Origin of the sequence: Micromonospora sp. NPDC048063 (assembly GCF_043202855.1) — a bacterium.
Classification (GTDB): Bacteria; Actinomycetota; Actinomycetes; order Mycobacteriales; family Micromonosporaceae; genus Micromonospora.
In genome coordinates this window covers 35,564-48,881 of record NZ_JBIDBG010000015.1, presented here as the reverse complement: position 1 = coordinate 48,881, position 13,318 = coordinate 35,564, and the positions used below count along the sequence as shown (strand labels likewise).

General features: G+C 73.6%; 13 protein-coding genes. 7 read left to right on the top strand and 6 right to left on the bottom strand.

Annotation, left to right across the window (positions count from 1 at the left end):
- Positions 1–91 precede the first annotated feature (91 nt).
- Positions 92–1,108 carry an NAD-dependent epimerase/dehydratase family protein gene (locus ACGFZ2_RS27755; protein WP_393458469.1) on the top strand — a complete coding sequence of 339 codons (1,017 nt, stop codon included), beginning with the start codon at positions 92–94 and terminating at the stop codon, positions 1,106–1,108.
- Between the two features lie 8 nt (positions 1,109–1,116).
- A complete protein-coding gene (locus ACGFZ2_RS27750; protein ID WP_393458466.1) occupies positions 1,117–2,172 on the top strand; it encodes a dihydrodipicolinate synthase family protein in 1,056 nt (351 codons plus the stop codon).
- 92 nt (positions 2,173–2,264) lie between these two features.
- Here ACGFZ2_RS27750 and ACGFZ2_RS27745 read toward each other — a convergent pair whose 3' ends face one another.
- The gene (locus tag ACGFZ2_RS27745) at positions 2,265–3,485 is read right to left on the bottom strand and encodes a hypothetical protein (RefSeq protein WP_357696756.1); all 1,221 of its coding nucleotides are present in this window, start codon (positions 3,483–3,485) and stop codon (positions 2,265–2,267) included.
- 81 nt (positions 3,486–3,566) lie between these two features.
- Here ACGFZ2_RS27745 and ACGFZ2_RS27740 point away from each other — a divergent pair, with 81 nt between their 5' ends.
- The 4 genes from ACGFZ2_RS27740 to ACGFZ2_RS27725 are packed head-to-tail and all read left to right on the top strand — an operon-like array spanning position 3,567 to position 7,094.
- The gene (locus tag ACGFZ2_RS27740) at positions 3,567–4,739 is read left to right on the top strand and encodes a DegT/DnrJ/EryC1/StrS family aminotransferase (RefSeq protein ID WP_393267150.1); all 1,173 of its coding nucleotides are present in this window, start codon (positions 3,567–3,569) and stop codon (positions 4,737–4,739) included.
- On the top strand, positions 4,736–5,632 hold the full coding sequence (locus tag ACGFZ2_RS27735) for a dihydrodipicolinate synthase family protein (RefSeq protein ID WP_393458463.1): 897 nt from the start codon (positions 4,736–4,738) through the stop codon (positions 5,630–5,632). Before ACGFZ2_RS27740 ends, ACGFZ2_RS27735 begins: the two co-directional genes overlap by 4 nt.
- Complete coding sequence (locus tag ACGFZ2_RS27730) at positions 5,629–6,369, top strand: amidohydrolase family protein (protein ID WP_393267156.1); 741 nt, start codon at positions 5,629–5,631, stop codon at positions 6,367–6,369. Before ACGFZ2_RS27735 ends, ACGFZ2_RS27730 begins: the two co-directional genes overlap by 4 nt.
- Complete coding sequence (locus ACGFZ2_RS27725) at positions 6,366–7,094, top strand: amidohydrolase family protein (protein ID WP_393458460.1); 729 nt, start codon at positions 6,366–6,368, stop codon at positions 7,092–7,094. Before ACGFZ2_RS27730 ends, ACGFZ2_RS27725 begins: the two co-directional genes overlap by 4 nt.
- A gap of 113 nt (positions 7,095–7,207) precedes the next feature.
- On the opposite strand, the gene ACGFZ2_RS27720 is transcribed toward ACGFZ2_RS27725, so the two are convergent.
- Both ACGFZ2_RS27720 and ACGFZ2_RS27715 read right to left on the bottom strand, forming a co-directional pair.
- Positions 7,208–7,528 (bottom strand): DMT family transporter, encoded by a 321-nt coding sequence (locus ACGFZ2_RS27720; RefSeq protein WP_393458457.1) that lies wholly within the window; start codon positions 7,526–7,528, stop codon positions 7,208–7,210.
- Complete coding sequence (locus tag ACGFZ2_RS27715; RefSeq protein ID WP_393458454.1) at positions 7,525–8,205, bottom strand: FMN-dependent NADH-azoreductase; 681 nt, start codon at positions 8,203–8,205, stop codon at positions 7,525–7,527. Before ACGFZ2_RS27715 ends, ACGFZ2_RS27720 begins: the two co-directional genes overlap by 4 nt.
- A 143-nt stretch (positions 8,206–8,348) precedes the next feature.
- Here ACGFZ2_RS27715 and ACGFZ2_RS27710 point away from each other — a divergent pair, with 143 nt between their 5' ends.
- The gene (locus tag ACGFZ2_RS27710) at positions 8,349–8,924 is read left to right on the top strand and encodes a TetR/AcrR family transcriptional regulator (RefSeq protein ID WP_393458451.1); all 576 of its coding nucleotides are present in this window, start codon (positions 8,349–8,351) and stop codon (positions 8,922–8,924) included.
- Positions 8,925–8,982: 58 nt separating this feature from the next.
- Here ACGFZ2_RS27710 and ACGFZ2_RS27705 read toward each other — a convergent pair whose 3' ends face one another.
- The 3 genes from ACGFZ2_RS27705 to ACGFZ2_RS27695 all read right to left on the bottom strand — a co-directional run bounded on the left by ACGFZ2_RS27705 (position 8,983) and on the right by ACGFZ2_RS27695 (position 13,087).
- Positions 8,983–11,187, bottom strand: a complete 2,205-nt coding sequence (locus ACGFZ2_RS27705; protein ID WP_393458448.1) for an ATP-dependent RecD-like DNA helicase — start codon at positions 11,185–11,187, stop codon at positions 8,983–8,985.
- A gap of 208 nt (positions 11,188–11,395) precedes the next feature.
- Entirely contained in the window at positions 11,396–11,899 is a 504-nt protein-coding gene (locus tag ACGFZ2_RS27700; RefSeq protein WP_393267169.1) for a hypothetical protein, read from the bottom strand.
- 114 nt (positions 11,900–12,013) lie between these two features.
- The gene (locus ACGFZ2_RS27695) at positions 12,014–13,087 is read right to left on the bottom strand and encodes a CapA family protein (protein WP_393458445.1); all 1,074 of its coding nucleotides are present in this window, start codon (positions 13,085–13,087) and stop codon (positions 12,014–12,016) included.
- Positions 13,088–13,318 lie beyond the last annotated feature (231 nt).

The window sequence follows — 13,318 nt, the reverse complement described above, 5'->3', positions numbered from 1 at the left end:
ATCGCCGACCCGATCCACGCGTCGGGTGCCTTGACGCCCCTCCGGCCGGAGGTTACGGTCATGACCGTTACTTCGGAAGGGGTGTGGTGGCATGCGTACGGTGGCGGACCTGGAGGAGCGGCTCTCCCGCCCGCGGGACGTCCTGGTGGACGATCTGCGCAAGCTCGACGGGGACATCCTGATCCTCGGGGCGGGCGGCAAGTTGGGGCCGAGCCTCGTCCGGCTGGCGCTGCGGGGCGTGGCGGCGGCGGGCACCGGCGCCAAGGTCATCGCGGTGTCCCGCTTCTCGGAGGCGGGGCTGGCCGACGCGTTGCGCGACGAGGGCGCGGTGGTGGTCGAGGCGGACGTCACCGACGACGCCGCGTTGGCCGCGCTGCCCGACGCGGCCAACGTGGTCTTCCTGGTCGGGGCGAAGTTCGGCACCTCCGGCCGGGAGCACGCCACCTGGGCCACCAACACCTACCTGCCCGGGCGGGTCGCGCAGCGCTTCGCCGGGTCCCGCCTGGTGGCGCTGAGCACCGGCAACGTCTACCCGCTGGTCCCGGTGACCTCCGGCGGCTGCGTCGAGGAGGTCCCGGTCCAGCCGGTCGGCGAGTACGCCATGTCCTGCCTGGGCCGCGAGCGCATCCTCACCCACTTCGCGCTGCGCGACGACACCCCGCTGGCCCTGATCCGGCTCAACTACGCCGTCGAGATGCGCTACGGCGTCCTCGTCGACATCGCCCGCACCCTGCACGCGGGCGAGCCCGTGGACCTCACCATGGGGCACGCCAACATCGTCTGGCAGGGCTACGCCAACGAGGTCACCCTGCGCGCCCTGCACCACACGCGGACACCGCCGTTCGTGTTGAACCTGACCGGGCCGGAGCTGGTCTCGGTCCGTCAGGTCGCCACCGCGCTCGCCGCCCGACTGGGCCGTGAGCCGGTCTTCACCGGCACCGAGGCGCCGACCGCCCTGCTGTCCAACGCCCAGCTCTGCCACCGGCTCTTCGGCTACCCCGACGTGCCCGTCGCCGACCTGATCGACCTGACGGCGGACTGGGTCGCCGACGGCCAGCCCCTGCTCGGCAAGCCGACCGGATTCCAGCGCCGCGACGGCAAGTTCTAGGAGAGACCGTGTTGACCGCATCGAGCACCCGACAGACCTCGGCCCTGGCCCGGTTCCAGCGCGGCTGCGTCATCCCCGCGCACCCGCTGGCCCTGGACGCCGACCGCAAGCTCGACGAGCGCCGGCAGCGGGCGCTGACCCGCTACTACCTGGCCTCCGGCGCGGGGGGCATCGCCGTCGGCGTGCACACCACCCAGTTCGCCATCCACGACCCGAAGGTCGGGCTACTCGCCCCCGTGCTGGAGCTGGCCGCCGAGACCGCGGCCGGCTCGGACGCCATCCTGGTCGCCGGCGCCTGCGGGGACACCGCCCAGGCGGTCGCCGAGGCGGAGCTGGCCGCCTCGCTCGGCTACGACATGGTGCTCCTGTCGCCGTACGCGCCACTGGACGAGGACGCCCTGGTCGAGCGGGCCCGCGCGGTCGGCGAGGTGCTGCCGGTGATCGGCTTCTACCTGCAACCGGCCGTCGGCGGGCGGGAGCTGTCCCGGGGCTTCTGGGCCCGGCTGGCCGCCCTCGAGTCGGTGGTCGGGATCAAGGTGGCGCCCTTCGACCGCTACCGCACGCTGGACGTGCTGCACGGCGTGGTCGCGGCCGGACGCAACGGCGACCTGGCCCTCTACACCGGCAACGACGACCACATCCTCGCCGACCTCGTGGCGCCGCACCGGGTCGTCGTGGACGGCCGGGCCGTCGAGGTCGAGTTCGTCGGCGGGCTGCTCGGCCAGTGGGCGGTCTGGGCGAACACCGCGGTGAGCCTGCTCGACGAGGCGCGCCGGGCCCGCTCCGGCGACGACGCCGCGCTGCGCCGGCTGCTCACCCTCGACGGCCACCTGACCGACGCCAACGCGGCCATCTTCGACTCCGCCAACGGCTACCACGGCTGCATCCCCGGCATCCACGAGGTGCTGCGCCGGCAGGGCCTGCTGGCCGGCCGCTGGTGCCTGGATCCGGCCGAGGAGCTGTCGCCGGGGCAGATGGCCGAGCTGGACCGGGTGCACCGGGCGTACCCGCACCTGCGCGACGACGACTTCGTCGCCGAGCACCTCGACACCTGGCTGTCCTGACCGCGCGAGGCGGTAGGGAGGTCGGCGGCGCGGGACACCGTCCCCGCCGCCGGCCTCGGGGCCGCCCGCCCCGGACAGGGGCGGGCCGGCAGTCAGAGGGTCAGGCGGTAGAGGGTCAGCGGGCGGCCGCTGGTGCCGGAGGCGAGGTTGCCGGTCCGCTCGGCCAGGCCGGCCAACTCCAGGCGGTGCAGCATGCGCCGCGCGGTGCGCTGCTGCACCCGCAGTTGGTCGGCGACCTCCCGGCTGGTCAGCGGCTCGTCGCCGACCGTCGTGCGCACCTCGCGCAGGCGCAGCAGGGTGGGCACGGACAGGCCGACCCGTTGGGCGATGACCGCCAGGTTCACCTCCGCCGGCGGCGGGGCCGGCGTGGTGGACTCCAGCACGATGTCGGTCTCGCCGCGCAGCGACAGCACGGCCGTGGTGGGGCCGACCCGGCGGGCCCGGCTCAGCGCGCGGCGTGCCAGGTTCTCCGCCTCGGCGGCGCTGCGGCCCAGCCCGAACCCGATCTGCACGGTCTCGTGCCGGTCGGCCAGGCGGCGCAGCATCGGCAGCGCCGTGAAGCCGCCGGTGGCGTCGTGCAGCGGCCCGCGGGTGGTGACGATGAGGTACGTGTCGGGGGCGAAGCGCGCGACGGTGCCGCCGAGCCCGGCCACCTCCTTGAGCAGCCCGTCGTCGCCGTCGGACAGGTTGGCCAGCCCGAGTGCGATCTGGGCGTCCTCCTGGGCCTGGCTGCCGACGTGCAGCAGGAGTTGGCGCAGCGCGGCGCGCACCGAGTGGTTCGACGGGGCGAGGCGGAACGCCGGCATCTCGTGGCGCAGCACCTCGTAGACCGAGCTGATGCAGGTGACGGCGACGTCCGCGCCGGCCTTGCGCTGCCTGCGGTGGAAGGCGACCACGTCGTCGGAGCTCAGGCCGCTGCGGTAGGGCAGCGACCGGACCCGGTCCACCGGCAGGTCGGCCTCGCCGAAGGTGCCGGCGACGTCGGCGCCGGTGACGGTGTCGATCGACATGCGGGTGACGTCGCGGCCGTCGCGCAGCAGCCGCACGGCGGCCTGGAGCAGGGTCGCGCCCGTGTAGTCGACGAAGACCGCCGGCCGGTGCAGCAGGTTCGCCTCCCGGGCGAGGGTGTACGGCACGACGCCGGTGAACAGCCACGCCTCGACCTGGCCGGCGTGCGCCTCGACGATCGCCGGTGCCTGCGACTCGTGGTCGTAGTGCAGCCGTCTGGCGGTGACGCCGGGCTGCTCCTCGCAGGTGGCGGCCACGTCGTCGACCAGGTCGTGCGGACCGACGACCCCGATCTCAATGGTCACCGCTGCCTCCTGTCAGGGTTGCGTTGTTCGCAGCACAAGATTACGGTCAGGCCCGGTATTACTGTAGCCCTGGGAGGGTGCGTGTCGTTCCCCAGCATGGCCGACGCCGGCGGCCGGACGATCGGTGCGGAGGAGCTGGCCGCTGTCAGCCGGGTGCTCCAGTCGGGCATGCTCAGCTCGGTCTGGGGCACGGAGGTCCGCGCCCTGGAGCGCGAGATGGCCGACCTCCACGGAGTGTCGCACGCCGTGGCCGCCAGTTCCGGGACCGCTGCGCTGCACCTGGCCGTCGCCGCCGTCGCGCCGGACCCGGGCGACGAGATCATCACGTCTCCGATCAGCGACTTCGGCACGGTCGCGCCCATTCTCGCCCAGAACGCCGTGCCCGTGTTCGCCGACGTCGATCCGTACACCGGAAACCTCGACCCGGCAGCGGTCGCCGCCGCGATCGGGCCGCGCACCCGGGCGATCCTCGGGGTGCACCTGTTCGGCGCGGCCGCCGACCTCCGCGAGGTCGCCGACACCGCCAGCGTGCCGCTGATCGAGGACTGCGCCCAGGCGTGGCTCACCCGCTACCCGGACGGCACCCTCGCCGGCACCGCCGGCGCGATCGGCTGCTTCAGCCTCCAGCAGTGGAAGCACATCACCTGCGGCGACGGCGGCCTGACCGTGACCGACGACGCCGTGCTGGCCCGCCGGATGCGGCTCTTCGCCGACAAGGGCTGGCCCCGCGACGAGGCCCGCCGGCACGTGAGCCTCGGCCTGAACTACCGGATGACCGAGCTGGCCGGCGCCGTCGCCCGCGCCCAACTGGCGAAGCTGCCCGGCGTGCTGGCCGACCGGCGGCGCACCGCCCGCCGACTGGCCGCCGCGCTGGCCGACCTGCCCGGCGTACGCCTGCCGGCGGACCTCGACGCGCACGCCTGGTGGCTGTTCCCCATCGTGCTCGACCCGCCGCTGACTAACCACGAGGTGGCCGGGAAACTGGCCGCCGCCGGGATCCCCGCCCGCGCCGGCTACCTCCAGCAGCCGCTGCACTGCGCCCCGGCGCTGACCGAGGCCCCCGTCTACGGCACCTCCCGCTTCCCGCTGACCGTGCCGCCGGCCGACCGCCTGCCGGCCTACGGGCCCGGCGCGTTCCCGGTCGCCGAGCGGCTCATCGCGGAGACCCTGCTGGTGATCGACTGGAACGAGCGGTACACCGACGCGCACGTCGACGAGATCGCCCGGGCGGTCCGGGCGGCGGTGACCCCGTGATCGCGCCGGCCGCCGCCGCGCTGCGCGAACGGCTGCGCTGGCGACTCGTCGCCGCCACCGCCACGCCGATGGACGCCGACCGGGCGGTCGACGCCGCGGTGCTCGACCGCTACCTGCGCGGCCTGGTCGTCGACGGCGCGGACGCCCTCGCCGTGTGCGCCCACACCGGCCGCGGCCCCCACCTCGACCCGGCGACCCGCGACCTGGTCGTGCGCCACGCCGTCGACACCGGGGTGCCGGTGGTCGTCGGCGTGGGCGGCCGGCCGGGCGAGCACACCGACGAGGTCGCCGCGCAGGCCGCCCGGGCCGCCGACCTCGGCGCCGCCGGCGTCCTGGTCTTCCCCGTCGACGGCGACGCGGTCGCCCACCACGACGCCGTCTGGCGCGCCGCCGGCCTGCCGATGCTCGCCTTCGACCTCTACACCCGGCCGTACTCCGCGTCGCGGCTGGCCGCCCTGCTGGAACACCCCGGCGTCGCCGGGGTGAAGGTGGCCCGGCTGCACGACGCGATCGCCTGCCAGGCCGCCCTGGCCGCCGCGCACCGGGCCGACCGGCTGGCGGTCACCGGCGAGGACCGGATGTTCGGGCCGTCGCTGATGTGGGGCGCGCAGGCCGCCCTGGTCGGCCTCGCCGCCGCCGCCGTGCCGGTCACCGCCGCCGTGCTGCGGGCGTACGCCGACGGGAAGCACGACGACTTCGTCGCCGCCTCCGCCCGGCTCGACCGGCTCGCCGAGGTCACCTTCACCGACCCGATGGAGGGGTACGTGCACCGCATGCTCCAGATCGCCGCTGACGAGGGGCGGATCCCCGCCTCCCACGCGGTCGACCCGTACGCTCCGGCGCTACCGGACGGCGACCGGGACCGCGTGCTCGCGGTGGCGAGGCAGCGGTGAGCGGCAACCCGTTCGTCGCGGCCGACCTGCCCCCGGTCACCTTCGACGTCGACGTCCTCGTCGGCCGGTACGCCGACCGGCCGGGCCCCACCGGCGACCCCCGCGACGTCGCGGCCACCCTCCGCGCGAACGGCATCGCGCGGGCGGCCGTGGCCAGCCTCCGGGCGGCGCTGTTCGACATGGCCAGCGGCAACGACGAGGCCGCCGCCCTGGCCGGCCCCACCGTGCTGCCGGTCGGCGCGCTCGACCTGCGCGACCCGCTCGGCGCGGAGCGGGAGGTCGTCCGGCTCGCCGAGCGCGGCTTCCGGGCGGTGCGGCTCTTCCCCGACGAGCAGCGCGTCGAGCCGGACTTCCCGTCCGTGCGGCACGTCGCCCGCCGGGCCGCCGAGGCCGGCCTGGTCATCCTGACCGGCGGGGACGTCCGCCGGTTCTGGCGGCCGCTGCGCGGCGCGACCGTGGTCTTCCTGGACACGCACTTCTACCACCTGGGCGACTTCGTGGTGGCGGCCCGCGACGAGCCCGGCTTCCACACCTCCACCCGGCTGCTCAACTCGCCCGACGCGCTGGAGACCGTCGTCGCCCACGTCGGCGTCGGGCGGCTGCTCTACGGCTCCCGCACCCCGTTCTACGAGCCGGTCGTGCCGCGACTGCGGCTGGCCCGCGGCGGCCTCGGGCCGGCCGAGGTGGCCGCCGTGGCGGGCGGCAACGCCCGCCGGATCCTGGAGGGCCAGGAATGATCATCGACGTGCACGCCCACTGGGGACCCTGGTTCTTCAGCATGGACGTCGGGGCGGTCGCCACCAACCTCGCGGTGATGGACCGCTACGGCATCGACCTCGCCGTCGTCTCCGCCACCGAGGCGGTCATCTACGACGTCACCGCCGGAAACCGGGCGATGGCCCGGGTGCTGGAGACCAACGACCGCCTGCTCGGCTACCTGACGATCAACCCGCGCCGCCTCGACGACGCCGAACGGGACCTGCGCGAACTGCTCCCCACCGGCCGTTTCGTCGGCGTGAAGATCCACACCGACTACACCGGCTCCCCGGCGGACTCCCCGCAGGCCCGCGCGGCGCTGGAACTCGTCGCCGCGCACGACCTGCCCGCCCTCGTGCACACCTGGGACGCGACGCCGCTCGACCTGGCCCAGGCCGTCGCGGACATCCCCGGCCTGCGCGCCATCGCCGGACACATGGGCGCGAACGGCTGGCGGCACGCCGTCGAGGCGGCCAACTCGGTCGACCGGCTCTGGCTGGAGCCGTGCTTCTCGCACACCGAGGCGGGCCGGTTCGCCGCCGTGGCGGCGGCGGTCGACCCGTGTCGGCTGCTCTTCGGCACCGACGCCACGCTCATCGACCCCGCGGCGGCCTTCGGGGCGGTGCTCGCCGCCGACCTCGACGCGGAACTGGCCGAGCGGGTCGCCTGGCGCAACGCCGCCGAGTTGTTCCGTCTCGACGTGTAGCTGACGTCGGCTCTGTCCGGTCACCGGGCGTCGACGTGTCGCGGGGGCCGCCTCCTGACGGGAGGCGGCCCTTTCCGCTGTTGGCGGACGGCAGTAACCTGCTCGCCGCGCGCTCAGTCCGGGTCGGTGACCCGGGCCAGCACGATGCCGCCGATGATCAGGGCCAGGGCGGCGAAGCGGCCGACACCGACCGGATCCTTGTGCACGACGATGCCCAGCGAGATCGCGCCGATCGCGCCGATGCCGGTGAACACGGCGTAGGCCGTGCCGACCGGCAGGTCCTGCATCGCCCGGGAGAGCAGGTAGACGGCGGCGGCTCCGAGCGCGACGCAGAGCAGGGTCGGCACCGGCCTGGTGAAGTTCTGCGTCGGCTTGATGGTCTGCGACCAGATGATCTCGACCAGGCCGGCGAGCGCCAGGACGAGCCAGCTCATGCCTGCGGTCCCGAGGGCGCCAGCGCCTCGGCGGCGACGGCGCGGGCCACGTCGACCGCCGCCTGCCGGGCATCGGCGTACGACCGGTGGTAGGACTCGCGCCACTGCTCCAGCCTCGGGTCCACGGTGGAGTTGACGAACTCGGTGTTGATGACGGTGACGTCGTCGACCTGGAAGTGGCCGAGGAAGAAGTCCCGCAGGTAGCGCTCCTGGTGGTCGACGGGCTCGCGCGGGGTGCCGGGGGCGTAGGAACCGCCTCGCGCGCCGGTGACGACGACCTTGAGGTTCAGCGTGGCGTGCGGGAACGTCACCTGGTCGATCCACAGCTTGAGGCTCGCGGGGATCGAGAAGTTGTACATGGGAGCGCCGATGAGCAGCACGTCGGCGGAGACCAGTTCGGTGAGCAACGGCTCCACCACCGCCCAGGCCTCCCGCTGAGCCGGGGTCCGCACCCCCTCGGCGAGGCGGCCGGGTTCGGTGATGGCGTGCCGCAGCGCGTAGTCGCAGATCTCGGTCCACGCTTCGCCGATGACGGGCACGGGGTCGGCGGCGAGATCGCGGTAGGTGTAGGTCCCCGTCGGGTGGGCGGCCCGCCACTCGTCGGCGAACTCCCTGCTCAGCGTGCGGGAGTGTGATGCCCGACGGGCGCTGGCGTCCAGGTGCAGCAGGTGGGCCATGACTCTTGTCCCTACTCGTCGGAGAAAACGGACACGATGTCCGGTTGTTCGGCGACGCTAGCAGCTAAGTGGACGCCGTGTCCATTTAGCCGTGCGTGCGGGGGCCGCCGCAACCGGACGGGGTGTCCGGTTAGGCTGTCGGGATGGCGGATGACCTTCTGGCCCCGGCCCCCGCGGAACGGGCCGACGCCGCGGCCAACCGGCGACGCATCCTCGCGGCCGCGGAACGCCTGTTCGCCGAGCGCGGTCCGCAGATCTCCATGACGGACCTGGCCACCGCCGCCGGCGTCGGCCGCGCAACGCTCTACCGCCGCTACCCGGACGTCACGTCCGTGGCTGTCGCCCTCCTCGACGTGCACGAGCAGCGGTTGCAGCAGCAGATCCTCTCCGGCCCGCCGCCGCTCGGGCCGGGCGCGTCGCCTCGCCGCCGCCTCGACGCGTTCTACGACTCCATGATCGATCTGCTCGAACGACACCTGCCGCTGGCCCTCGGCGCCGAACTGGGTGCCAGCCGCTTCGCCACCGGCGCCTACGGCTTCTGGCGGACGTTCGTCATGTCCCTGATCCGCGACGCCGGCTGGCAGGAAGACGCCCTCGCCGACGTCCTGCTCGCGCCGCTCGCCCCCGAGGTGTACCGGTACCAGCGCCACGACCGGGGGCGAACGGTGCCCGAGATCAAGTCGGCGCTCGCCCGCCTCGCGTACGTCCTGCCGGACTGACTCCGGCACGGAACGTCCTCGGCGACGAGGGCCTCGGCGGTGATAAGGAACGGGCGGGTCAGGCGAGGCGGTGGTCGAGGGCGGTGTGGCGGCGCCCGGCGCCGACGGTGCGGACGGCGGCGGCGAGGGCGCGCCGGGAGCCGACGAGGACGACGAGCCGCTTGGCGCGGGTGACGGCGGTGTAGAGCAGGTTGCGTTGCAGCATCATCCACGCGCTGGTGGTCAGGGGGATGACGACGGCGGGGTACTCGGAGCCCTGCGAGCGGTGGATGGTCATGGCGTACGCGTGGGCCAGCTCGTCGAGTTCGTCGAAGTCGTAGTCGATGCTCTCGTCCTCGTCGGTGCGTACGGTGAGGGTCTGCTCCTCGGCGCTCAGGGCGGTGACGATGCCGACGGTGCCGTTGAAGACGCCGGCCTGGCCCTTGTCGTAGTTGTTGCGGATCTGGGTGACCTTGTCGCCGACGCGGAACACCCGCCCGCCCACGCGGCGCTCGGGCTGCCCGTCGCGGGCGGGGGTGAGGCGCTGCTGGAGCAGCGTGTTCAGGGCCGCGGCGCCGGCGGGGCCGCGGTGCATGGGGGCGAGGACCTGCACGTCGCGCCGCGGGTCGAGGCCGAAGCGGGCGGGGACGCGGGTGCAGGCGACGTCGACGGTCAGGGCGGCGGCGGCCTCGGTGTCGTCGCAGGCGAACAGGAAGAAGTCGCCGAGCCCCTGGAGCAGGGGTGGCTTGCCGGCGTTGATGCGGTGGGCGTTGGTGACGACCCCGGACTCCGCGGCCTGCCGGAAGATCTGGGTCAGCCGGACCCGGGGGATGGCCGGGGCGGCGAGCAGGTCCCGCAGGACCTCCCCGGCGCCGACGGAGGGGAGCTGGTCGACGTCGCCGACGAGCAGCAGGTGCGCGCCGGGCGGGACGGCCTTCACGAGCTTGTTGGCGAGGACGAGGTCGAGCATGGACGCCTCGTCGACGACGAGGAGGTCGACGTCGAGGGGGTTGTCCCGGTCGTAGGAGGCGTCCCCGCCGGGGCGTAGCTGCAGCAGCCTGTGCACGGTGGCGGCGGGATGGCCGGTCAGCTCCGACAGTCGCTTCGCGGCGCGGCCGGTCGGCGCGACGAGGGTTACCTTCGCCTTCTTCGCGGCGGCGAGTTCGACGACCGAGCGGACGGTGAAGCTCTTGCCGCAGCCCGGCCCACCGGTCAGCACGGCGACCTTGGCGGTGAGGGCGAGCCGGACCGCCTGTTCCTGCTCCGGGGCGAGGTCGGTGCCGGTGCGGGCCTTCAACCAGGCCAGCGCCCTGCCCCAGTCGACGCCGGCGAAGTGGGGCAGCCGGTCGGCGCGGTGGTGCAGCAGCCGCAGCAGTGACCCGGCCAGGGACTGCTCGGCGCGGTGCAACGGCACCAGGTACACCGCCGCCGTCGGCTCGCCGTCCGGCCCGGGCAGGGTCTCGCGGACCACCCCCTCCTCGCCGACGAGTTCGTCGAGGCAGGTGGTGACGAGGTCGGCGGGCACGTTGAGGATCTTGGTGGCCTCGACGACCAGTTGACCGTCGGGCAGGTAGCAGTGCCCGTTGTCGGTGGCCTCGGAGAGGGTGTACTGGAGGCCGGCCTTGACCCGCTGGGGGCTGTCGTGCGGGATCCCCACGGCCTGGGCGATGGTGTCGGCGGTCTTGAACCCGATGCCCCACACGTCGGCCGCCAGCCGGTACGGCTCGTTCTTCACCACCGTGATGGAGGCGTCGCCGTACTGCTTGAAGATCCGTACGGCCAGCGAGGTGGACACGCCGACGCCCTGGAGGAAGACCATCACCTCCTTGATCGCCTTCTGCTCCTCCCACGCCGCGGTTATCTTGGCGGTGCGTTTCGGCCCCAGGCCGGGCACCTCGACCAGCCGGCTCGGTTCGGTCTCGATCACCTGGAGGGTGTCGAGGCCGAAGTGCGCGACGATCCGCTCGGCGAAGACCGGGCCGATGCCCTTGACCAGTCCGGAGCCGAGGTAGCGCCGGATGCCCTGGATCGTGGCCGGCAGGACGGTGGTGTAGGAGTGGACCTCGAACTGCCGGCCGTACTGCGGGTGTGACGACCAACGGCCGGACAGCCGCAGGCTCTCCCCGGGCTGGGCCCCCAGCAACGCCCCGACCACGGTGAGCAGGTCGCTGCCGCGGTCGGTGGACACCCGGGCGACGGTGTAGCCGGTCTCCTCGTTGACGTAGGTCAGCCGTTCGAGCACCGCGTCCAACACGGCCGACGGCGGGCGAGTGGGGGCAGTCACCCGCCCATCCTGCCCTGCGTGCCGCTCGACGCTCGCGCGTGTCCCGGGTGAGGGTCACCCACCAGGCGATTCGGGTACGCCGGCACCCGTGGCGCCGGCAGCCCGTCGCACCGGTCGTCGGTCGAGGTCCCGGTCGGCCGCCGGTGGCGGGTTGCCCTGGTGGCAGGGGCGGGCGCCGCCGGGACGGCGGCGGCGCCCGCGTCCTGCCTCAGCAGCCGCACGTGTAGAAGAGGATGTCCCAGTGGCTGCCCTCCTTGGTGTAGAGGTTGCCGGAGGGCGCCCGGTACTGGTAGCCGAAGCCGGAGATGTAGCCGACGTAGGTGTAGTGCGCCGAGATGTAGTTCTGGATGCAGGTGCTCAGCGCGATGTCCAGCTTGTAGCCGTTCCAGTGGCTGTAGGTGCCGCTGGTGTGCCCGACCTCGGTGCCGGCGGTGATCGTGATGGCGCAACCGCTGGCGCGTTTGAAGGTGATGATCCCGTCGATGGTGGCCTGCCGGACGCCGTCAAACGAGGTGCAGGTCGAGACGTAGCGGTCGCTGCAGTTGCCGCTGGAGGTCCAGGAGATGCCGGCGGCGCTCAGTTGCGACGTGGCGCTGGAGTGGGTGATGGCGAAGGCCGGGCTGGCCAGCCCGAGCGCGGCCCCGATCGTGGCCGCGACAGCGACCAGCAGGGTGAGCAGGCGGCGGCGCAGGGGGGAGCGGGTGGACGACATGGCTCTCTCCGTTCGCGTGGGGGATCCTTGCGATGGGAAAGGCCGACCTTGAAAATTTTCTACCAGACATCGATGGATATGACTAGTAGGAGCTGGTGCCGCCCTGCCGGCGCGCTACCCGGTGGGGGACAGGGCGAGGTCGGTACAGCCGCGCAGGTCCCCGTACTCCCGGAGGATGCGCGCCGCGTCGTCCCCTCCGGCGAGCTGGGGCTGGCCGGTGCGGCGGGAGATCAGCGCCGGCACCAGCTCCGTCTTCACGATCTCCGCGCCGCGCAGGGTGACCCGCAGGATCCCCGTGTCGTTGCTGTACGCGTCGTCGCGCCACCACAGGAAGTTGCCCAGCCCGTACTGGACGAAGGTCCGGTCGATCCAGCCGTCACCGAGCAGCAGGTGCGCGTGGGTGCCGACGACGAGGGAGGCGCCCGCCCGGGCCATCTCACCCGCGAACGCGCGCGCGTCGGCGGGTGGGCAGCTGTCCCCCTCCGCGCCCCAGTGGACGTACACGACCACGACGTCGGCCTGCCGGCGCGCGGCGCGTACCGCGGCGACCGCCCGGGTCAGGTCCCTCGTCATCGCGATACCGGCACGGTCGTCGGTGGCCCGCCACTGCGACCACAGCTCGTCGACCTGGCTGAAGGCGAGGAAGGCGATCCGCGTGCCGCCGATCCGGGTCGTCCACGGCGCGTACGCCGCCGCCGCGTCGGCGCCCGCCCCCACGGTCGGCATCCCGGCGGCCCTCGCCGCGTCCACGGTGTCGGTCAGTCCGACCCGTCCGTAGTCCAGCGTGTGGTTGTTCGCGATCGACACGACGTCGACCCCGGCCGCCTTCACCGCCTCGTACGCACCCGCCGGAGCCCGGAAGAGAAACTGCTTCGGCTCCGGGGTGCCGCGCGTGGTGACCGCGGTCTCCAGGTTGACCATCGTCAGGTCCGCGGCGGACAGCGCCGACGAGATCGACCCGAACGCGGTCGCCGGATCGTCCAGCAGGGCCGCCGTACGGCCGGCGAAGTGCACGTCGCCCGCGAAGGCCAACGTGACCTCGGCCGGCCCGGCCCGCGACGGGGACGCCGTCGCCGCCGCGGCGGAGCGGGCCGGCTCACCGGCCGGCGGCGTGGACCCGACCCGGCATGCGGTCAGCGCCACGGTCAGGGTCGTCGCCAGCGCGACGAGGGATCGTGCCCGTCTCACCCCAGGCAGCGTACGGCGCAGCGCCTGTCTCGGCGCCGACTTGACGAAGTTGCCCGGCGCACCTTGGGTCGACACCATGACCGCGGGCACCGATGGCAGGCACGGTACGGAACGTCGGCCGTCGTCCCGACCACGTGTCGACTGGCAGGATGGACCCATGCGGGTTAACCGATGGTCGGCGGAGGCACTCGTCATCGTCGCCGTGATCCTGTCGGCGGCGGCCTGCACGTC